We start from the raw sequence: 19,927 nt of genomic DNA, 5'->3' as shown, positions 1-19,927 counted from the left end.
GCCCCCGACTCCGAGGCGCCGACCGGCCCCGAGGGCGGCGACCCGCGAGGAGGCCGGCCGTGATCCCGCTCGGCCGGGTCCCCGACGCGCACGCCTGCTCCCGAGCGGGCTGCCCGCGGACGGCGACGTTCGCGATCGCGTGGCGGAACCCGAGGATCCACGCGGAGGACCGTCGGAAGACCTGGCTGGCCTGCGGCGAGCACCGGGAGTTCCTGCGCGAGTTCCTCCTCGCCCGCGACTTCCCGCTCGAGGTGAAGCCGCTCTACACGGTCGATCGCGGAGCGGAACGATGAGCGGCGACGCGCCCCGTCCCTCCTGGCGCTTCGTCTTCTCGCGACGCTGGTTCGGCTACCTCGCTCTCGCGATCGTCTTCGCCGTCGCCTGCGTGCTGCTCTCGCGCTGGCAGGTCGCGCGGCTCGACCAGGCCGCCTCGACCAACCGGCTGGTCACCGCGAACTGGACCGCCGACCCGGTGGCGCTCGACGGGCTGCTCCCCGCCGACTCCACGTGGGACGACGCCCTCGAGTACCGCCCGGTCGAGATCACCGGCGTCTACGAGACGCAGGGGCAGACCCTCGTCCGCAACAGGCCCTACAACGGCAACCCCGGCTTCGAGATCCTGACGCCGCTGCGGCTCGACGACGGCAGCGTGTTCGTCGTCGACCGCGGCTGGGTCCCCGTCGGCTCGACCCAGGACTCCCCCGACGCGATCCCCGCGCCGCCCGAGGGGGAGGTGACCGTCGTCGCCCGCCTGAAGCCCGCGGAGGGACGGATCGACGGACGCTCCGCACCGGCCGGACAGATCGCCACGATCCAGCTCGACGACCTGTCGGCGCAGCTGGACGAGCCCCTGCGGACCTCGGCGTACGGCCTGCTGGTCGCCGAGGCGCCGGCGCCGGTCGACGCTCCCCCGCTGGCCGCGATCAAGCCGGTCGCCGACGAGGGCCTGCACATCAGCTACGCCGTCCAGTGGGTGCTGTTCGCCGTCATGGGCTTCGGCGGGCTCGGCTGGGCGATCCGCCACGAGTACCGCATCCGCAACGCCGACGACCCCGAGGTCGTCGCGGCCGAGGAGCGGCGCGAGGAGCGCCGCCGACGCCGCGGCCGCAGCGACTCCGAGGTCGAGGACGAGCTGCTCGACGCCCGCTAGGCGAGCGTGATCAGGTCGAGGTAGTCGGCCGCCCAGTGGTCCTCGGTGCCCTCCGGCATGATCAGGACGCGCTCGGGGTTCAGCGCCTCGACGGCTCCCTCGTCGTGGCTGACCAGGACGACCGCGCCCTCGTAGTGCGCGAGCGCGTCGAGGATCTCCTCGCGGCTCGCGGGGTCGAGGTTGTTGGTGGGCTCGTCGAGCAGGAGCACGTTCGCGCCCGAGACCACGATCATCGCCAGGGCGAGACGGGTCTTCTCTCCGCCGGAGAGGACCCCGGCCGGCTTGTGCGAGTCGTCCCCGGTGAACAGGAACGAGCCCAGGACCCGGCGCGCCTCGGTCTCGGTGAGGTTCGGGCTGGAGGAGACCATGTTCTCGAGCACCGAGCGCTTGACGTCGATCGTCTCGTGCTCCTGCGCGTAGTAGCCGATCCGGAGGCCGTGCCCGGCCTCGATCACTCCGGTGTCGGGCTGGTCCACGCCGCCCAGGATTCGCAGGAGCGTCGTCTTGCCCGCTCCGTTGAGCCCCAGGATGACGACCTTGGAGCCGCGGTCGATCGCGAGGTCGACGGCGGTGAAGATCTCGAGCGAGCCGTAGCTCTTCGACAGGTTCTGAGCCTGCAGAGGGGTGCGACCGCAGGCGGACGGGGTCGGGAACCGGAGCTTCGCGACGCGGTCGACCGCGCGGACCTCCTCGAGCCCGCTGAGCATGCGCTCGGCACGCGCGACCATCTGGTGCGCCGCTGCGGCCTTCGAGGCCTTCGCGCCGAACTTCGCGGCCTGCAGCTGGAGGGCGCCGGCCTTCTTCTCGACGTTGACCCGCTCCTTCTTGCGGCGCTCCTCGTCGGCGGCGCGCTGGCGCTGGTAGTTCTTCCAGTTCATGTTGTAGACGTCGATGACCTGGCGATTGGCGTCGAGGTAGAAGACGCGGTTCACGGTCTCGCCGACCAGCTCGATGTCGTGGCTGATCACGATGAAGCCGCCGCGGTAGTTCTTGAGGAACTCGCGGAGCCAGACGACGGAGTCGGCGTCGAGGTGGTTCGTCGGCTCGTCGAGGATCAGCGTGCTCGCGTCGGAGAAGAGGATGCGCGCGAGCTCGATGCGGCGCCGCTGGCCACCGGAGAGCGTCTTGAGCGGCTGGTCGAGGATCCGGTCGGGGAGGTTGAGGTTGCTCGCGATCGACGCGGCCTCCGCCTCAGCCGCGTATCCGCCGAGGGAGAGGAAGCGGTCCGTGAGGTTGCCGTATTTCTTCATGCCGGCCTCGCTCACGGAGGTGTCGCTGCTCGACATCGCGACCGTCGCCTCCTGCATGCCGAGCACCAGCTGCCCCAGCCCGCGGGCGTCGAGGATGCGGGTGCGCGCGAGCTCCTCCGGGTCGCCGGAGCGCGGGTCCTGGGGGAGGTAGCCGATCTCGCCGCCGCGGTCGACCGTGCCCTTCGAGGCGATGAGGTCGCCCGCGAGGACCTTGGTCAGCGTCGTCTTCCCCGCCCCGTTGCGGCCGACGAGGCCGACCTTGTCGCCGTCGCCCACCCGGAAGGAGACGTTCTCCATCAGGAGTCGGGCGCCGACTCGGAGTTCGAGGTCGTGCACGCTGAGCACAGTGCTGTCCGTTCCCGCCAAGAAATGGCGTTCGGTTCGGGAGGAGTGGGGCAAGGGGCCGCGATGCGGCAGCCCCCTAGTATATTTCCTGAGCCGCGGGGCGGATCCACGTCCGCTCACCGCGGACGCGCTCGCTCCTCGCTCTCGGGCGACCAGGACTCTCGGAGATCACCCATGTCCCCTTCCTCTTCCGCCCTCCCGCGCCCGGTCCTCGCCGACCGGCTCGTCACCCGCTCCGTCGCGACCGACGCCCTGCTGGTGCTCGCGGGTGCAGGTCTCACCGCAGCGATGGCGCAGCTGTTCATCCCGATGTGGCCGGTCCCCTTCACGGGCCAGACCTTCGCGGTCCTCCTGGTCGGCACGACGCTCGGCGCACTCCGCGGCGCGCTGTCCATGCTCGTGTACGCGCTCGTCGGCGCTCTCGGCGCCCCGGTCTTCACCGAGGGCTCGCACGGCTGGGCGGTCCTCGCGGGTCCCACCGGCGGCTACATCGTCGGCTTCGTCCTCGCGTCGATCGTCACCGGGTGGCTCGCCCAGCGGCAGTGGGACCGTCGCGTCCTCGGCACGCTGGTGACCTTCCTCGCCGGCACCGCCACCATCTACCTCGTCGGCTTGCCCTGGCTGGCCGCCGCCCTCGCCTCGCTGGGGCTGCCAGCCGACCTCGGCTCCGTCCTCTTCGCGGGACTCGTGCCCTTCCTGGTCGGCGACGCGCTCAAGGCGCTGGTCGCTGCCGCGCTGCTCCCCACCACCTGGGCGATGCTCTCGCGACGCTCGCGCTGAGCGGTCGCACGGACGCCGAAGGGCCGGGAGGACGATTCCTCCCGGCCCTTCGGGCGTCCGGCAGAGGTCGAGCCGCCCGGTCCTCCTGCTCGACCTCGGTGGGCACCTCCACCGACTCGACCGGCGGGGACGACGACGGCCCTCGACGCCGGAGCCGTCCCGCCCGGCCGTTCCGACTCCACGACGGACTGCGACCGGCTGAAGACGACAGGAACGCCGAAGGGCCGGGAGGACGACTCCTCCCGGCCCTTCGGCGTCGGTGTGCAGCGGCTAGATCGAGAAGCCGAGTGCGCGCATCATGTCGCGCCCGTCCTCGGTGATCCGGTCGGGACCCCACGGCGGCATCCAGACCCAGTTGATCCGGAACGCCTCGACGATGCCGTCGAGCGACTCGGCGGTCTGCTCCTCGAGCACGTCGGTCAGCGGGCAGCCCGCCGAGGTGAGGGTCATATGGATGACGAGGGCGTCGTTCTCGTCGTCCCAGCCCAGGTCGTAGATGAGTCCCAGGTCGACCACGTTGACCCCGAGCTCGGGGTCCATGACGTCCTTGAGGGCTTCCTCGACCTGGTCGAAGAGCTTCGGCTCGAGAGTGGTGACCGCCATGATCAGACCGTCGCCGAGGTCAGGAAGCGGTCGTAGCCCTCGTCCTCGAGCCGGGTGGCGAGCTCCTTGCCGCCCTGCTCGGCGACGCGGCCGGCGACGAAGACGTGGACGAAGTCGGGCTGGATGTAGCGGAGGATCCGCGTGTAGTGCGTGATCAGCAGCACGCCGAGACCGGTGCTCTGGTGGGCGCGGTTGACGCCCTCCGACACGATCTTGAGCGCGTCGACGTCGAGGCCGGAGTCGGTCTCGTCGAGGACGGCGAACTGCGGGGCGAGCAGCTCGAGCTGGAGGATCTCGTTGCGCTTCTTCTCGCCGCCCGAGAAGCCCTCGTTGACGTTGCGCGCCGCGAAGGACGAGTCCATGCGGAGGTTCGCCATCGCCGACTTGACGTCCTTCGTCCACGTGCGGATGGCGGGCGCCTCGCCGGCGATCGCGGTCTTGGCAGTGCGGAGGAAGTTGGTGTTGGTCACACCGGGGATCTCGACCGGGTACTGCATGGCGAGGAAGAGGCCCGCGCGGGCGCGCTCGTCGACGGACATGTCGAGGACCTCGACGCCGTCGAGGGTGATCGAGCCGCCGTCGACGTGGTACTTGGGGTGTCCCGCGATCGTGTACGCGAGGGTGGACTTGCCGGACCCGTTGGGGCCCATGATCGCGTGGATCTCACCCTGGTTGATGGTGAGATCGACACCGCGGAGGATCTGCTTGGTCCCCTGCTCGGTCTCGACACTGACGTGGAGATCGCTGATCTGGAGAACGGACATTCAGACTTCCTTCGTGACGGTCGGGTCGATGTAGACGTCGCCGTCGATGATCTCGACGACGAAGACGGGGACCGGCTCGTAGGCCGGGAGGTTCAGGGGGGTGCCGGTGCGGAGGGAGAACTGGGAGCCGTGCGCCCAGCACTCGAGGCTGTCGCCCTCGACGAAGCCCTCGGAGAGCGAGATCTCGCCGTGGGTGCAGGTGTCGCCGATGGCGTGGATCTCGCCGGCGGAGTCCTGCACGACCGCGATCGCGACTCCGTCGACCTCGACCCGCATGGCCTGATTGGGGATCAGCTCGGAGACCGAGCAGATCATCGCGGCGTTGCTCATGCGCTGACCGCCGCTCCGCGGGAGGAGCCGGTCTGGCCGGCGCTCCCGGCGAGCTCCGCCTCGATCGCGAGCTGCAGGCGGTCCTCGAGCTCGGCGACCTTGATCTGCTGCACGATCTCGCTGAGGAACCCGCGCACGACCAGGCGTCGCGCCTCGTCCTCGCGGATCCCGCGGGACTGCAGGTAGAAGAGCTGCTCGTCGTCGAAGCGGCCGGTCGCCGAGGCGTGCCCCGCTCCGGCGATGTCACCGGTCTCGATCTCGAGGTTCGGGATGGAGTCGGCGCGCGTGCCGTCCGAGAGGACCAGGTTGCGGTTCTGCTCGTAGCTGTCGGTGCCGGTGGCGCTGTTGCGGATCAGGACGTCGCCGATCCAGACGGTGCGCGCGCCCTCGCCCTGCAGCGCGCCCTTGTAGGTCACGCGGCTGCGGGTGTCGGGGGCGTCGTGGTCGACGTACACCTGCTGCTCGAGGTGCTGGCCGCCGTCGGCGAAGTACAGGCCGAAGAGCTCGCCGTCCGCTCCGCGCTCGACGAGGTGCGCCGAGGGGTTCACCCGGACGATGGAGCCGCCGAGGGTGACCACGATGTGCTTCACCTTCGCGTCGCGTCCGACCCGCACGAAGTGGTTGGCCAGGTGCCGGGCGTCATCCGCCCACTCCTGCACGGTGACGACGGTGAGCTGCGCGCCCTCGCCGACGAGGATCTCCACGTTCTCCGCGAGGGAGGCCTCCCCCTCGTTCTGCAGCACGACGACGGCGCGGGCGTAGGGCGCCGCCTCGATGATCGTGTGCGCGGCGCGGGGTGCGGAGCCGAGGCCCGAGCGGACGAGGGTGGCGACCTTCTCGTCCTCGCCCGTCACGCGGACGGCGAGGGCCCTCTCGAAGCTCGACCAGGCGTTCGCGGCGGCGCGGTCCTCGGGGAGGCCGGCGGTGCCGATCCGCTGGTCGTCGCGGCCGACCCACGAGACGTCCACACCGTCCACCGCCGCGTGCTCGAGGGGGGCGGGCGAGCCGTCGAGCGCGCCGTCGATCAGATCGCCGAGGCGGGAGACGGGCGTCAGCTTCCAGGCGATCTCGCGGCCGGTGACGGCCTCGAAGGCCTCGACGTCGGCCGACGCGAAGCGCTCGGAGCGCGTCTGCACGGGCGTGAACGCCCCGTCGGAGTGGGCGCTGATGCCCAGGCGCTCAGCGGCGGCCGCGCCGTCGATCTCGGGGGTCGCGGCGCTCGTGGGGACCGTCATCTGGCGGTGGTTCCTTTCGATGGGTGCGGGGCGCCCCGTCCGGGCGCCCCTTCGAGGGGGGAGGCGGGCGTCAACCGACGCTGCCCTCCATCCCCATCTCGATGAGCTTGTTCAGCTCGAGGGCGTACTCCATGGGCAGCTCGCGCGCGATCGGCTCGATGAAGCCGCGGACGATCATGGCCATCGCCTCGTCCTCCGGCAGGCCGCGCGACATCAGGTAGAAGAGCTGCTCCTCGCTGACCTTCGACACCGTCGCCTCGTGGCCGAGCTGCACGTCGTCGACACGGATGTCGATCGCCGGGTAGGTGTCGGAGCGCGAGATGGTGTCGACCAGGAGGGCGTCGCAGCGCACGGTGTTCGCCGAGTGGTGCGCGTTCGCGTCCACCCGGACCTCGCCTCGGTATCCGGCGCGACCGCCGCCGCGGGCGATCGACTTCGAGACGATCGACGACTGCGTGTACGGCGCCATGTGGACCATCTTCGCGCCGGCGTCCTGGTGCTGGCCGGGGCCCGCGAACGCGACGGAGAGGGTCTCGCCCTTGGCGTGCTCGCCGACCAGGAAGATCGACGGGTACTTCATCGTGACCTTGGAGCCGATGTTGCCGTCGATCCACTCCATCGTCGCGCCCTCGTGCGCGATCGCGCGCTTGGTGACGAGGTTGTAGACGTTGTTCGACCAGTTCTGGATCGTCGTGTAGCGCACGCGGGCGTTCTTCTTCACGATGATCTCGACCACGGCCGAGTGCAGCGAGTCCGACTTGTAGATCGGAGCCGTGCAGCCCTCGATGTAGTGGACGTAGCTGTCCTCGTCCGCGATGATCAGGGTCCGCTCGAACTGGCCCATGTTCTCGGTGTTGATCCGGAAGTAGGCCTGCAGCGGGATGTCCACGTGGACGCCCTTGGGGACGTACACGAAGGAGCCGCCGGACCAGACCGCGGTGTTCAGCGCCGCGAACTTGTTGTCGCCCGCGGGGATGACGGTGCCGAAGTACTCCTCGAAGATCTCGGGGTGCTCGCGCAGCGCCGTGTCGGTGTCCATGAAGATGACGCCCTGCTCCTCCAGGTCCTCGCGGATCTGGTGGTAGACGACCTCGGACTCGTACTGGGCCGCGACGCCGCCGACGAGGCGCTGGCGCTCCGCCTCCGGGATGCCGAGCTTCTCGTACGTGTTCTTGATGTCGTCCGGGAGGTCGTCCCAGGTCTGCGCCTGCTTCTCGGTGGAGCGGACGAAGTACTTGATGTTGTCGAAGTCGATGTCCGACAGGTCGGCGCCCCACGTCGGCATGGGCTTGCGCTCGAAGAGCTTCAGGGCCTTCATGCGGCGGTCGCGCATCCAGGCGGGCTCGTTCTTGAGCGCGGAGATGTCGGAGACGACCTCGGGCGAGATGCCGCGTCGCGCGGAGGCTCCGGCGGAGTCCGAGTCGGACCAGCCGAACTCGTAGACGCCCAGGCTCTCGAGCTCGGGGCGGTCGATCAGGATGTCTGACATGTGTACCTCGTTTCCTACCCACTGCTAACCGGTCGGGTCCCGGAGTCATTCCCCCGGGGGTGGCCCGCGGGTGCTCTCCGGCCGGTCGCGCGATCGATCTGATGCGCGGAGCGGATGATGTGCGTCCCTGGATTCCGGAGGTGTGCGTCGGCGCTCCATCGGGCCGTGTGCGGATCACGTGCGCAGGGTGCGTCGAACCGTGACCAGCTTCTCATTCTACCGGCGTCCGCCGTTCAGCGGAACCTCCGCACCTGGGTGTCGGCCGGGCACCGGTGACGTGCCTCCAGACGCGCATGGCCATACCGGTGTCGGTGGTCCGTGATTCGGTTCCGCCATGACGAACGACGCATCGACCCCGATCCCCGCACGACTCGTGACCGCACTGGTGGGCGCCGGCCTGCCGACCGGACCCGCACGGGCGTTCGGCCCTCTCGCCCGCGCGATCGCGGCCGACCTCCCGCTGCGGGCGCTCCCCCGCGTGCTCCTGCGCCTCCGGCGGCACCTGCTCTCCGCCGAGCCGGAGCCCGCGGTCAGGCGGCGGGCTGGAGCTCCTGGGCGGCGTCCCGGCGCTGGGCGCGCACGGTGAACAGCCTCGGGTTGACGTCGAGCAGCACGCGGACCGCGCCGACCCAGATGAGCGCCGAGCCGAGCAGGTGCACCGCGACGAGCGTCTCGGGCAGCGCGGTGAGCGACTGCGCGACCCCGACCAGCGCCTGCAGCACGACGACCACGAGGAAGGCGACCACGCGCCGCCGGGCGAGCTCCGAGCCCGCCGCCCGCGACAGGCGCAGGAGCAGCGCGGCGCCCACGACGAGCACCGCCGTGCCGAGCACGCCGTGGACGACGGTCACGCTCTCCCAGTGGAACTGCATGCGGGGCACCTCCGCGGAGTCGCCGGCGTGCGGGCCGGTCCCCGTCACGAGGGTCCCCACGAGGATCACGAGGAGCGTCAGGCCGACGAGCCCGATGCTGAGCGCCCGCGTCGGGCGGTCCGGCTCGAAGGCCACGGACTGCGAGCGGTGGGCGCGGTGCCACGTCAGTGCGGTGGTGGTGAGGAGGGCGATGGCGAGAACGAAGTGCCCGGCCACGATGTACGGGTTGAGGCCCGAGTGGACGGTCGCGCCGCCCGCGAGGGCGTTCGCGACGACGAGCCAGAACTGCGACCAAGCGAGCCGGGTCATGGTGCGGTCGCGCGGCTTCTGCAGGCGCGCGGCCGTGATCGCCCAGCCCACCGCGACCACGAGGACGCCGGTGAACGCGCGGTTCGTGAACTCGATGAAGCCGTGGATCCCGAGCTCGGGGGTCGAGGTGAGCGAGCCCGGCTCGCACGCCGGCCAGGTGGGGCAGCCGAGGCCAGAGCCGGTCAGCCGGACGACGCCCCCGAAGAAGATGATCAGGATGCTCGCGACGAGCGCCGCGGTGGTCCCCCAGCGCAGTGCGCGCGGACCGAGGGTCACCCGCTCGGCGAGCAAGGAGAACGGCGTCACCATCAGAAGGGCAGCAGCGGGTCGATGCCGACGGCGAGGAAGAGGAGGGTGAGGTATCCGATGGACCCGTGGAACACCCGCATCGGCGAGACGTGCTCGTGGCGGATCGCGAGGCTGTAGAGGCGGTGCGTCTCGGCGATGAACCAGACTCCGCTGCCGAGCGCGACCACCGTGTAGAGCACCCCCATGCCGGCGACGGGGATCAGCAGGAGCGAGCAGGCGACGGTGGCCCAGGCGTAGAGGATGACCTGGAGCCCGACGATCGTGCGCCCGCGCACGACGGCCAGCATCGGCACGCCGGCGGCCTGGTAGTCGTCCCGGTACTTCATCGACAGCGGCCAGTAGTGCGGCGGCGTCCAGAGGAAGATGACGGAGAAGAGGATGACGGGGGCCCAGTCGAGCGAGCCGGTGACCGCCGCCCAGCCGATCAGCACCGGCATGCAGCCCGCGATGCCGCCCCACACGATGTTCTGCGGCGTCCGGCGCTTGAGGAAGAGCGTGTAGAACACGACGTAGATCAGGATCGCGGCGAGCGAGAGGCCCGCGGAGAGCCAGTTGGCCGTGAGGCCGAGCCAGACGATCGACAGGACGCCGATCGTGGTCGCGAAGACGAGCGCGGACCGGTCCGAGATCTCCCCGGTCACGAGCGGCCGGTTCTTCGTCCGGTTCATGATCCGGTCGATGTCGCGGTCGAAATAGCAGTTGAACGCGCCCGCGGACCCGGCGCTCAGGGCGCCGCCGATCAGGACGTTGAGGACCAGCAACAGATTGGGGATCCCGCCCTGCGCCAGGATCATCGTCGGAGCGGTCACCACGAGGAGCAGCTCGATCACGCGCGGCTTCGTCAGAGCGACGAAGGCCTTCACCTTGCGCGAGAGGGTCGTCGGCGACGCCCCGTCCCGCTCGACGGCGGTGGTCTCCACGACTGCGTCCATTGCTCCTCTAACGATTCGATGGTCCCGAACGAGTGTAATGCGCCCGTCCGGGAGCCGGGCCCGGCGTGCACGCTTGTCCAATCGGACGCAGACATATGCGACCACGCAACCCCCGGTCAGCGGCGCACCCCCCTCCGTATACTCGGGACTGCTCGCCAGAGCGCCCGGCACGCACCCGAGCCCGCCCGACGATCGTCGGCACGGGGCCGAGAGGGCCGTCGCCGGAGCATCGTGTCGAAGTCGTCATGCGGCGTGCTCCACCATGCGAGAGGGCGGACGGTCCCCGTCTGCCCCACGTCTCGAGAAGGGTCAGTACCAAGTGTCAGAACTGCAATGGGAATCCATTGACGAGAAGGCAGTCGACACGGCGAGGGTTCTCGCCGCGGATGCGGTCGAGAAGGTCGGCAACGGCCATCCCGGAACCGCCATGAGCCTCGCGCCCGCCGCCTACCTCCTGTTCCAGAAGGTCATGCGCCGCGATCCGTCCGACGCGACCTGGATCGGCCGCGACCGGTTCATCCTGTCGGTCGGCCACTCCTCGCTGACCCAGTACGTCCAGTTCTACCTGGGCGGCTACGGACTCGAGCTCGACGACCTCAAGGCGCTGCGCACCTGGGGCTCGAAGACCCCGGGCCACCCGGAGTACGGCCACACCGACGGCGTCGAGATCACCACCGGGCCGCTCGGCCAGGGCCTCGCCTCCGCCGTGGGCTTCGCCTACGCCTCGCGCTTCGAGCGCGACCTGTTCGACCCGGAGGCCGCCGCGGGCACCTCCCCGTTCGACCACTTCGTCTACGTGATCGCCGGCGACGGCGACCTGCAGGAGGGCGTCACCAGCGAGGCCTCCTCGCTGGCCGGCCACCAGAAGCTCGGCAACCTGGTCGTCATCTACGACTCCAACCAGATCTCGATCGAGGACGACACCAACATCGCCTTCACCGAGGACGTCAAGGCGCGCTACGAGGCCTACGACTGGCAGGTCCAGGTCGTCGACTGGAAGAAGACCGGCGAGTACCACGAGGACGTCGCCGAGCTGCACGCCGCGATCGAGGCCGCGAAGGGCGAGACCGACAAGCCGTCGCTCATCATCCTGCGCACCATCATCGGCTGGCCGTCGCCGAAGAAGCAGAACACCGGCAAGATCCACGGCTCCGCCCTGGGCGCCGACGAGCTCCGCGGACTCAAGGAGGTGCTCGGCTTCGACCCCGAGAAGACCTTCGACGTCGCCGACGAGGTCATCGAGCACACCCGCAAGGCCGTCGAGCGCGGCCAGGCCCAGCACGCCGAGTGGGACGAGCAGCTCGCCGCCTGGGCGTCCGCGAACCCCGAGAAGAAGGAGCTGCTCGACCGGGTCCTCTCGGGCGAGCTGCCCGAGGGCGTCCAGGAGGCGCTCCCCGTCTTCGAGCCCGGCAAGGAGGTCTCGACCCGCGCCGCGTCCGGCAAGGTCATCAACGCCCTCGCCGGCGTGATCCCCGAGCTGTGGGGCGGCTCCGCCGACCTCGCCGAGTCGAACAACACGACGATCGAGGGAGCCGGCTCCTTCGTCCCGACGGAGTTCTCGACCCACGAGTGGACCGGGAAGAAGGGCGGCCGCGTGCTGCACTTCGGCATCCGCGAGCACGCCATGGGCGCGATCCTCAACGGGATCGTCCTGCACGGCAACACCCGCCCCTTCGGCGGCACCTTCCTGATCTTCTCCGACTACATGCGCCCGGCGGTCCGTCTCGCCGCGCTCATGAAGGCGCCGGCCATCTACGTCTGGACCCACGACTCCGTGGCGCTCGGCGAGGACGGCCCGACGCACCAGCCGGTCGAGCAGCTGTCGACCCTCCGCGCGATCCCGGGCCTGGACGTCGTCCGCCCCGGCGACGCGAACGAGGTCGCCTACGCCTGGAAGACCATCCTCGAGCGCCGCGAGGGCCCCGCCGGCCTCGCGCTCACCCGTCAGAACATCCCGGTGTTCGAGCGCGGCGAGGGCGACGCGGAGGGCGAGACCTTCGCCTCCGCCGCGAACGTCGCCCGCGGTGCCTACATCCTGGCCGAGGCGCCGGGCGGCACCCCGGACGTGATCTTCATCGCGACCGGCTCCGAGGTCCAGATCGCCGTCGAGGCGCGCGAGGCCCTGAGGAGCGAGGGCGTCAACGCCCGCGTCGTCTCGGCTCCGTCCCTCGAGTGGTTCGAGGAGCAGGACGCCGAGTACCGCGAGAAGGTCCTGCCCTCCTCGGTGAAGGCGCGCGTCTCGATCGAGGCCGGCCTGAGCCTGGGCTGGCAGAAGTATGTCGGCGACGCCGGCCGCTCCGTCTCGATCGAGCACTTCGGCGCCTCGGCCGACTACAAGACCCTGTTCCGCGAGTTCGGGATCACCACCGAGGCGGCACTGTCCGCCGCCAAGGAGTCGCTCGCAGCCTCCTGACCCGAAGGCCGCGTCCACCACGGACGCGGCCTTCGCCGTCGGAGCAGCGGCTCCCCCTCACACCACGCACCACCTACGCAGAAGAAGAAGAGACATGACCGAGAACACCCCCACCGCAGAGCTCTCCGCCGCCGGCGTCAGCATCTGGCTCGACGACCTCTCCCGCTCGCGCATCTCCACCGGAGGGCTGCAGAAGCTCATCGAGGAGAAGAACGTCGTCGGAGTCACCACGAACCCCACGATCTTCGCCGCGGCCCTGACCAACGGCGAGTCCTACGACGCCCAGGTGCGCGAGCTCGCCTCCGCCGGCACCTCGGTGACCGACGCCGTCTTCGAGATCACCACCGACGACGTCGCCGCGGCGTCCGACATCTTCCGCCCGATCTACGACGCGACCAACGGCTACGACGGCCGCGTGTCGATCGAGGTCGAGCCCGGCCTGGCGCACGACGCCCAGGGCACCATCGAGCAGGCCAAGGCCCTCTGGGCCAAGGTCGACCGCCCCAACGCGATGATCAAGATCCCCGCGACCGTCGAGGGCCTCGAGGCCATCACGGAGGTCATCGGCTCCGGCATCTCGGTGAACGTCACCCTGATCTTCTCGCTCGCCCGCTACCGCGCCGTCATCAACGCGTACCTGGCCGGCCTCGAGAAGGCCAAGGACGCCGGCATCGACCTGTCGACCATCCACTCCGTCGCCTCGTTCTTCGTCTCGCGCGTCGACACCGAGATCGACAAGCGCCTCGAGGCCGTCGGCACCGACGAGGCCCGCGCCCTCAAGAGCAAGTCCGGCGTCGCCAACGCGCAGCTGGCCTACGAGGTCTTCGTCGAGGCGTTCGCCACCGAGCGCGCCCTGCTGCTCCAGGAGTCCGGCGCCAACCGCCAGCGCCCCCTCTGGGCCTCGACCGGCGTCAAGTCGACCGACCTCCCCGACACCCTCTACGTGACTGAGCTCGTCGCGGCCGGCGTGGTCAACACGATGCCCGAGAAGACCCTCGAGGCGACCTTCGACCACGGCGTCATCACCGGCGACACCGTCACGGGCTCGTACGCCGACGCGAACGCCGTCCTCGACGCCGTCGCGGCGCAGGGCGTCTCGTACGCCGACGTCACCGAGCTGCTCGAGAAGGAGGGCGTGGAGAAGTTCATCGTCTCCTGGAACGAGCTGCTCGACACCGTCACCGCGGCGCTCGAGGGCGCGAAGGCGCAGGCCTGATCATGGCCATCCAGATCCACGTCAGCGGAGACGCCGAGAAGGCCGTCGACCGCGTCGTCCCGGAGCTCGTCGCCGACGAGGTCGCGTCCGGCATCACCGCCCAGGTCCCCACCCTGTGGGGCGCCGCGGCGGAGGAGGAGGCGGCCAAGCGCCTCGGGTGGACCGAGTCGACCACCGTCTCCCGCCCCCTGATCCCCCAGATCCTCGCCCTGCGCGAGGAGTTCCAGGCCAAGGGCGTCGACCACATCGTCCTCGGCGGCATGGGCGGCTCCTCGCTCGCGCCCGAGGTCATCACCCGCACCGCCGGCGTCGAGCTCACCGTGCTCGACTCGACGGCGCCCGGCCAGGTGCTCGCGGCCCTGAACGACCGGCTCGCGTCGACCGCGGTCGTCATCTCCTCGAAGTCCGGCTCGACCGTCGAGACCGCGAGCCAGAAGAAGGCCTACGAGAAGGCGTTCACGGAGGCGGGCATCGATCCGCTCGACCGCATCGTCATCGTGACCGACCCGGGCTCGCCCCTGGACACCTCCTCCCGCGAGGCCGGCTACCGCGTGTTCAACGCCGACCCGAACATCGGCGGGCGCTTCTCGGCGCTCTCCGCGTTCGGCCTCGTGCCGTCCGGGCTCGCCGGCGCCGACATCGAGGCCCTCCTCGACGAGGCGGCCGAGGCCTCCCTCGGGCTCGCCGTGGACTCCCCCGAGAACCCGGGCCTGATCCTCGGAGCGGCGATCGCCGCGACCAGCCCGCGCCGCGACAAGCTCGCGATCGTCGCCGACGGGACCGACATCGTCGGCTTCGCCGACTGGGCGGAGCAGCTCATCGCCGAGTCCACCGGCAAGGACGGCACGGGCATCCTCCCCGTCGTCCTCGGCACGCTGGCCCCCGAGCTCTCGGAGGACCTGCCCGACGTGCAGGTCGTCCGCCTGGTCGAGGACGCCACGGCGCTGCACCTGTTCCCGCGCGACCGCCACGAGGGCGAGATCCTCCTCTCCGGCTCGCTCGGCGCTCAGATGCTGACGTGGGAGTACGCCGTCGCCGTCGCGGGTCGCCTCCTGGGCATCAACCCGTTCGACCAGCCCGACGTCGAGTCGGCGAAGGTCGCGACCCGGGCCCTGCTCGAGAAGCGCCCCGAGCCCGAGGCGCCCGCGTTCACCGACGCGGGCATCGAGGTCACCGGCAGCAGCAGCGTCACCGAGGGCGTCTCGACCGTCGCCGCCGCTGTCGACCGCCTCCTCGCGCAGCTGGGCGACGGCGGCTACGTCTCGATCCAGGCGTACGTCGACCGCCTCGCGCTCCCGCAGCTCGAGGGCGTGCGCGACCTCCTCGCCGCGCAGGCCCAGCGCCCCGTCACCTTCGGGTGGGGCCCGCGCTTCCTGCACTCGACCGGGCAGTACCACAAGGGCGGGGCGCCGACCGGCGTGTTCCTCCAGATCACCGAGCGCTCCGACGTGGACCTCGAGATCCCGGACAGCCCGTTCACCTTCGGCCAGCTCATCCTGGCGCAGGCCGCCGGCGACGCGAGCGTGCTCGCCGAGCACGGCCGGCCGGTGCTGACCCTCACGCTGACCGAACCCGAGGCCGACCTCGAGGCGCTCTTCGAGGCCCTCAACACCTGATCCGACGGGCACGCCGCCGCTGCGCTCTCGAGCGCGCGGCGGCGTGCCCGCGGTCGTCCCGCGACCACTTCCCGGGGCAGCAGCCGGGCCCGCCCGCTCCTCCCCCTCCCTCACCGATAGCAGTGCGCCGGTCCCACCGGCACACAGAAGGACACTGCACATGTCTGTGGACATCACCCCCGAGTTCAACCCGCTGAGGTTGAGCTTCGACCGCCGGTTGAACCGGATCGCCGGGCCCAGCGGCCTCGTCATCTTCGGCGTGACCGGCGACCTCTCCCGCAAGAAGCTCATGCCCGCGGTCTACGATCTCGCCAACCGCGGCCTCCTGCCTCCCGGCTTCGCCCTCGTCGGATTCGCCCGGCGCGACTGGGACGACCAGGACTTCGAGCAGGTCGTCCACGACTCCGTGAAGAAGCACGCCCGCACCGAGTTCCACGAGGAGGTCTGGGCGCAGCTCGCGCAGGGCATCCGGTTCGTGCAGGGCGAGTTCGACGACCCCGAGGCGTTCGCCCGCCTGAAGACGACCGTCGACGACCTCGACCGCGAGCGCGGCACGAACGGCAACTTCGCCTTCTACCTCTCGATCCCCCCGAAGTCCTTCCCGCAGGTCACCGAGCAGCTGCGCAGCTCCGGCCTCGCCGAGCAGAAGGACGGCCAGTGGCGCCGCGTCGTCATCGAGAAGCCGTTCGGCAGCGACCTGAAGACGGCTCGCGAGCTGAACGACGTCGTCGAGTCGGTCTTCCCGCCCGACTCCGTCTTCCGGATCGACCACTACCTCGGCAAGGAGACGGTCCAGAACATCCTGGCCCTCCGCTTCGCCAACATGATGTACGAGCCGCTCTGGAACTCGAACTACGTCGACCACGTGCAGATCACCATGGCCGAGGACATCGGCGTGGGCGGGCGCGCGGGCTACTACGACGGCATCGGAGCGGCGCGCGACGTCATCCAGAACCACCTGCTGCAGCTGCTCGCCCTGACCGCCATGGAGGAGCCGATCTCGTTCGACGCGGCCGACCTCCGTGCGGAGAAGGAGAAGGTCCTCGCGGCCGTCCGCCTCCCCGCCGACCTCTCCACCGCGACCGCCCGCGGGCAGTACGCCGGCGGCTGGCAGGGCGGCGAGAAGGTGCTCGGCTTCCTCGAGGAGGACGGCATGAGCCCCACCTCGACCACCGAGACCTATGCCGCCATGCGCCTGGACATCGGCACCCGACGCTGGGCCGGCGTGCCGTTCTACCTGCGGGCCGGCAAGCGCCTCGGCCGCCGCGTCACCGAGATCGCGGTCGTGTTCAAGCGGGCACCGAAGCAGCTCTTCGCCGAGAGCCAGACCACGTCGCTGGGCCAGAACGCGCTCGTCATCCGGGTCCAGCCCGACGAGGGCGTCACCATGCGATTCGGCTCGAAGGTGCCCGGCGCCGGCATGCAGGTGCGCGACGTGACGATGGACTTCGGCTACGGCCACGCGTTCACCGAGGCGAGCCCCGAGGCGTACGAGCGCCTCATCCTCGACGTCCTCCTGGGCGAGCCGCCGCTCTTCCCCCGGCACGAGGAGGTCGAGCTGTCCTGGAAGATCCTCGACCCGATCGAGGAGTTCTGGGCCACGCAGGGCCAGCCCGAGCAGTACCGCCCCGGAACTTGGGGCCCCGATTCCGCCGACGAGCTCCTCGCCCGCGACGGCCGCACCTGGAGGCGTCCATGATCGTCGATCTGCCCGACACCACGACGAGCGAGGTCTCGAAGGCCCTCGTCAAGATCCGCGAGGAGGGCGGCGCCGTCGCCCTCGGCCGCGTCCTCACCCTCATCATCGCGACCTCCCGGGGTCACGAGGAGGAGGCCATCGAAGCCGCGAACGACGCGTCCCGCGAGCACCCGATGCGCGTCATCGTGGTCTCGAAAGACGACGGCACCACCACGGTCCCGGTCGACGCGACGGCGCGGGTCGACGCGCAGATCCGGGTCGGAGGCGACGCCGGCGCGAGCGAGGTCGTCGTGCTCCGTCCCTACGGGGACGCGGCCGAGGACGAGGAGAGCCTGGTCACGGGCCTGCTCCTCCCCGACGCCCCCGTCGTGGCCTGGTGGCCGAACAGCGCTCCGGACAACGCCTCCGCGTCCCCGATCGGCCGGATCGCCACCCGGCGGATCACCGACGCGTCGGCCCAGTCGAACCCGGCGGGGGCGCTGCACCACCTCGCCTCCACCTACGCCCCCGGCGACACCGACTTCGCCTGGACCCGCCTCACCCTCTGGCGCGCGCAGCTCGCCGCCGTGCTCGACCAGCCGCCCTACGAGCCGATCACGGCCGTCGAGGTCTCGGGCGCGGCCGACTCGCCCTCGACGATCCTGCTCGCCGCCTGGCTGCAGCTCGAGCTCGACATCCCCGTCGACCATGAGCTCACGATCAGCGCCACCGGGTCCAGCGGGATCCACGGCGTGCGGCTCATCCGCGACTCCGGAGTGATCGAGCTCGAGCGCTCGGTGCCCAACGTCGCGACGCTCACTCAGCCCGATCAGCCGGTCCACGACATCTCGCTCCCCCGCCGCAGCCTCCGGGACTGCCTGGCGGAGGAGCTGCGCCGACTCGACCCGGATGACCTGTACGGTGAAGTGATCTCGCGCGGGGTCGACATGCTCACTGAGAAGGCCGAGGCCCGCAGCGCCTCCTGAGGTGTGGGCGCCCGTCCAGGGCGCCCACACCTCAGAGCTTCCCGACACGGAGCCGAACCCCGCCGATCGGCACCCGAACCCGAAGGAGTCCCCTGAGATGACCACCGAACGCCGCGTGCTGGTCCACCGCGACAAGCAGACCCTCGCCGGCTCGGTCGCCGCCCGGTTCCTCACCAAGACGATCGACGTCCTCGACGACCTGGGTTCGGCGAACGTCGTGCTCACCGGAGGGACGATGGGAGCCGCCACGCTCAAGGAGATCGGCTCCTCCTCCGCCGCCGGCAACGTGGACTGGTCGCGCGTGCACTTCTGGTGGGGCGACGAGCGCTGGGTGCCCCGCGGCCACGAGGACCGCAACGACGTCCAGGCCGGGGACCTCTTCAGCGTCCTCGATGTGCCGGCGGCGAACGTGCACTCCTACCCGGCCTCGGACGAGGGCTTGGACCTCGACGGCGCCGCCGCTGCCTACGACGCGGAGCTGCGCGAGCACGCCTCCGAGGGGCGCGACTACCCGCGCTTCGACATCACCTTCCTCGGCGTCGGGCCGGACGGGCACATCGCGTCGCTGTTCCCCGAGCGCTCCGCGATCCGCTCCACGACGCCCGGCGTCCTCGCTGTCCGCAACTCGCCGAAGCCGCCGCCCGAGCGCCTCACCCTCACGCTGCCGCTGATCAACCAGTCGGACCGCATCTGGATGGTGCTCGCCGGCGCCGACAAGGCCTCGGCCCTGGGCCTCGCGCTCGCGGGTGCCAGCACGAACGAGGTGCCCGCGTCGGGCGCGTTCGGCCGCAAGCGCACGGTGTTCTTCGTCGACCAGGAGGCAGCGGCCGAGGTCCCCGAGTCGCTCATCGCTCCGAGCTACTGAGCACGGTCCGGAAACGACGGAAGGCCCGTCCCCCGAGGGGGCGGGCCTTCCGTCGTTCGTCGTCCGGTGAGGATCAGGACGGGGTCGCGGTGCCTCGTCGGGCGCGCAGCTGCTGCAGCGCCTCCTCGAGGAGCTGAGCCGCCTCGGCCTCGGTGCGGCGCTCCTTCACGTAGGCGAGGTGCGTCTTGTAGGGCTCGGTCTTCGCGACCTGCGGCGGGTTCGCCCGGTCGCGGCCAGCGGGGAGACCGGACTGCGGCGAGTCGATCACCTCGGGGATCTCGTCCTCGGGGAGGGCCGCCGAGAAGTGGCGCACCGTCTCGTTGCCGAGAGCGTCCCAGTAGGAGACCGCGACGCGCTCCGCGTGGAAGCCCCGGTCCTGCTCGCCCATGGGTCCTGCGCCGACGCGCGAACCGCGGATTGCACTGCCGCCTGATGCCATTGCGAGTACCCCTATGCTCCGGTGGTGAACTTGGTGATGAGTCCGAGCACCACGATGCAGGCCAGCCAGACGACGCCCAGGATCACGGTGATGCGGTTCAGGTTGCGCTCGGCGACGCCCGACGCGCCGAGGTTGGAGGTGACTCCGCCCCCGAACATGTCGGACAGTCCGCCGCCGCGCCCCTTGTGGAGCAGGATCAGCATGGTGAGCAGGAGGCTCGTGATGCCCAGGATGACCTGGAGCACGACCTGGAGGATGTCCACGCGGTACCTTTCGAAGTTCTGGCGCGTTGCGCGCCCCGACGAGTATAACGGCGCCTGCGAATCCGCGAGGAATGCGTCGTCCC

19 protein-coding genes are annotated in these 19,927 nt (G+C 70.6%); 9 read left to right on the top strand and 10 right to left on the bottom strand.

The genetic code is table 11. From position 1 onward, the window contains the following. Positions 1-59: 59 nt before the first annotated feature. Both C5C29_RS11580 and C5C29_RS11575 read left to right on the top strand, forming a co-directional pair. Positions 60-293: a hypothetical protein gene (locus C5C29_RS11580; protein ID WP_104308405.1), complete on the top strand. Its 234-nt coding sequence runs from the start codon at positions 60-62 to the stop codon at positions 291-293. Continuing rightward, entirely contained in the window at positions 290-1,150 is an 861-nt protein-coding gene (locus C5C29_RS11575) for an SURF1 family protein (RefSeq protein WP_104308404.1), read from the top strand. Before C5C29_RS11580 ends, C5C29_RS11575 begins: the two co-directional genes overlap by 4 nt. Here C5C29_RS11575 and C5C29_RS11570 read toward each other — a convergent pair. Further along, positions 1,147-2,745: an ABC-F family ATP-binding cassette domain-containing protein gene (locus C5C29_RS11570; protein ID WP_104221943.1), complete on the bottom strand. Its 1,599-nt coding sequence runs from the start codon at positions 2,743-2,745 to the stop codon at positions 1,147-1,149. The genes C5C29_RS11575 and C5C29_RS11570 overlap by 4 nt on opposite strands. Positions 2,746-2,919: 174 nt before the next feature. Between C5C29_RS11570 and C5C29_RS11565 the strand changes: the two genes are divergently transcribed. Beyond that, positions 2,920-3,525, top strand: coding sequence for a biotin transporter BioY (locus C5C29_RS11565; protein ID WP_104267323.1), 606 nt, complete (start codon positions 2,920-2,922; stop codon positions 3,523-3,525). Between the two features lie 270 nt (positions 3,526-3,795). Here the strand turns inward: C5C29_RS11565 and C5C29_RS11560 are convergent, their stop codons facing one another. The 7 genes from C5C29_RS11560 to C5C29_RS11530 all read right to left on the bottom strand — a co-directional run bounded on the left by C5C29_RS11560 (position 3,796) and on the right by C5C29_RS11530 (position 10,368). Then, positions 3,796-4,128: a metal-sulfur cluster assembly factor gene (locus tag C5C29_RS11560; RefSeq protein WP_104221939.1), complete on the bottom strand. Its 333-nt coding sequence runs from the start codon at positions 4,126-4,128 to the stop codon at positions 3,796-3,798. A gap of 2 nt (positions 4,129-4,130) precedes the next feature. Then, positions 4,131-4,892 carry a Fe-S cluster assembly ATPase SufC gene (sufC, locus tag C5C29_RS11555; protein WP_104221937.1) on the bottom strand — a complete coding sequence of 254 codons (762 nt, stop codon included), beginning with the start codon at positions 4,890-4,892 and terminating at the stop codon, positions 4,131-4,133. Continuing rightward, positions 4,893-5,222: a non-heme iron oxygenase ferredoxin subunit gene (locus C5C29_RS11550; protein WP_077222834.1), complete on the bottom strand. Its 330-nt coding sequence runs from the start codon at positions 5,220-5,222 to the stop codon at positions 4,893-4,895. Continuing rightward, positions 5,219-6,457 carry a Fe-S cluster assembly protein SufD gene (gene sufD, locus C5C29_RS11545; protein ID WP_104308403.1) on the bottom strand — a complete coding sequence of 413 codons (1,239 nt, stop codon included), beginning with the start codon at positions 6,455-6,457 and terminating at the stop codon, positions 5,219-5,221. Before sufD ends, C5C29_RS11550 begins: the two co-directional genes overlap by 4 nt. Before the next feature lie 70 nt (positions 6,458-6,527). Continuing rightward, positions 6,528-7,946, bottom strand: coding sequence for a Fe-S cluster assembly protein SufB (gene sufB / locus C5C29_RS11540; protein WP_104221933.1), 1,419 nt, complete (start codon positions 7,944-7,946; stop codon positions 6,528-6,530). A gap of 530 nt (positions 7,947-8,476) precedes the next feature. Then, entirely contained in the window at positions 8,477-9,436 is a 960-nt protein-coding gene (locus C5C29_RS11535; protein ID WP_104246804.1) for a heme A synthase, read from the bottom strand. Next, the gene (locus tag C5C29_RS11530; RefSeq protein ID WP_104232635.1) at positions 9,436-10,368 is read right to left on the bottom strand and encodes a heme o synthase; all 933 of its coding nucleotides are present in this window, start codon (positions 10,366-10,368) and stop codon (positions 9,436-9,438) included. The genes C5C29_RS11535 and C5C29_RS11530 overlap by 1 nt, the downstream gene beginning before the upstream one ends. A gap of 319 nt (positions 10,369-10,687) precedes the next feature. On the opposite strand from C5C29_RS11530, the gene tkt reads away from it, so the two are divergent. From tkt to pgl, 6 genes are all read left to right on the top strand, one after another. Further along, positions 10,688-12,781, top strand: coding sequence for a transketolase (gene tkt, locus C5C29_RS11525; RefSeq protein ID WP_104255364.1), 2,094 nt, complete (start codon positions 10,688-10,690; stop codon positions 12,779-12,781). A gap of 94 nt (positions 12,782-12,875) precedes the next feature. Next, positions 12,876-13,997, top strand: coding sequence for a transaldolase (tal, locus tag C5C29_RS11520; RefSeq protein WP_104221924.1), 1,122 nt, complete (start codon positions 12,876-12,878; stop codon positions 13,995-13,997). 2 nt (positions 13,998-13,999) lie between these two features. Beyond that, positions 14,000-15,613: a glucose-6-phosphate isomerase gene (locus tag C5C29_RS11515; protein ID WP_104273121.1), complete on the top strand. Its 1,614-nt coding sequence runs from the start codon at positions 14,000-14,002 to the stop codon at positions 15,611-15,613. A gap of 160 nt (positions 15,614-15,773) precedes the next feature. After that, positions 15,774-17,312 (top strand): glucose-6-phosphate dehydrogenase, encoded by a 1,539-nt coding sequence (gene zwf / locus C5C29_RS11510; RefSeq protein WP_104246802.1) that lies wholly within the window; start codon positions 15,774-15,776, stop codon positions 17,310-17,312. Then, positions 17,309-18,277, top strand: coding sequence for a glucose-6-phosphate dehydrogenase assembly protein OpcA (locus C5C29_RS11505; protein WP_104308402.1), 969 nt, complete (start codon positions 17,309-17,311; stop codon positions 18,275-18,277). The genes zwf and C5C29_RS11505 overlap by 4 nt, the downstream gene beginning before the upstream one ends. A gap of 97 nt (positions 18,278-18,374) precedes the next feature. Beyond that, positions 18,375-19,142, top strand: a complete 768-nt coding sequence (pgl, locus tag C5C29_RS11500) for a 6-phosphogluconolactonase (protein WP_104221917.1) — start codon at positions 18,375-18,377, stop codon at positions 19,140-19,142. 73 nt (positions 19,143-19,215) lie between these two features. Here the strand turns inward: pgl and C5C29_RS11495 are convergent, their stop codons facing one another. Both C5C29_RS11495 and secG read right to left on the bottom strand, forming a co-directional pair. Then, positions 19,216-19,581, bottom strand: coding sequence for an RNA polymerase-binding protein RbpA (locus C5C29_RS11495; protein ID WP_055791968.1), 366 nt, complete (start codon positions 19,579-19,581; stop codon positions 19,216-19,218). 11 nt (positions 19,582-19,592) lie between these two features. Continuing rightward, positions 19,593-19,844, bottom strand: coding sequence for a preprotein translocase subunit SecG (secG, locus tag C5C29_RS11490; protein WP_104221915.1), 252 nt, complete (start codon positions 19,842-19,844; stop codon positions 19,593-19,595). Between the last annotated feature and the right edge of the window lie 83 nt (positions 19,845-19,927).

Source organism: Rathayibacter sp. AY1H2, assembly GCF_002931985.1.
GTDB lineage: Bacteria > Actinomycetota > Actinomycetes > Actinomycetales > Microbacteriaceae > Rathayibacter.
The sequence above is the reverse complement of the archived record's forward strand: the minus strand, read 5'-3'. Positions and strand labels throughout refer to the sequence as shown.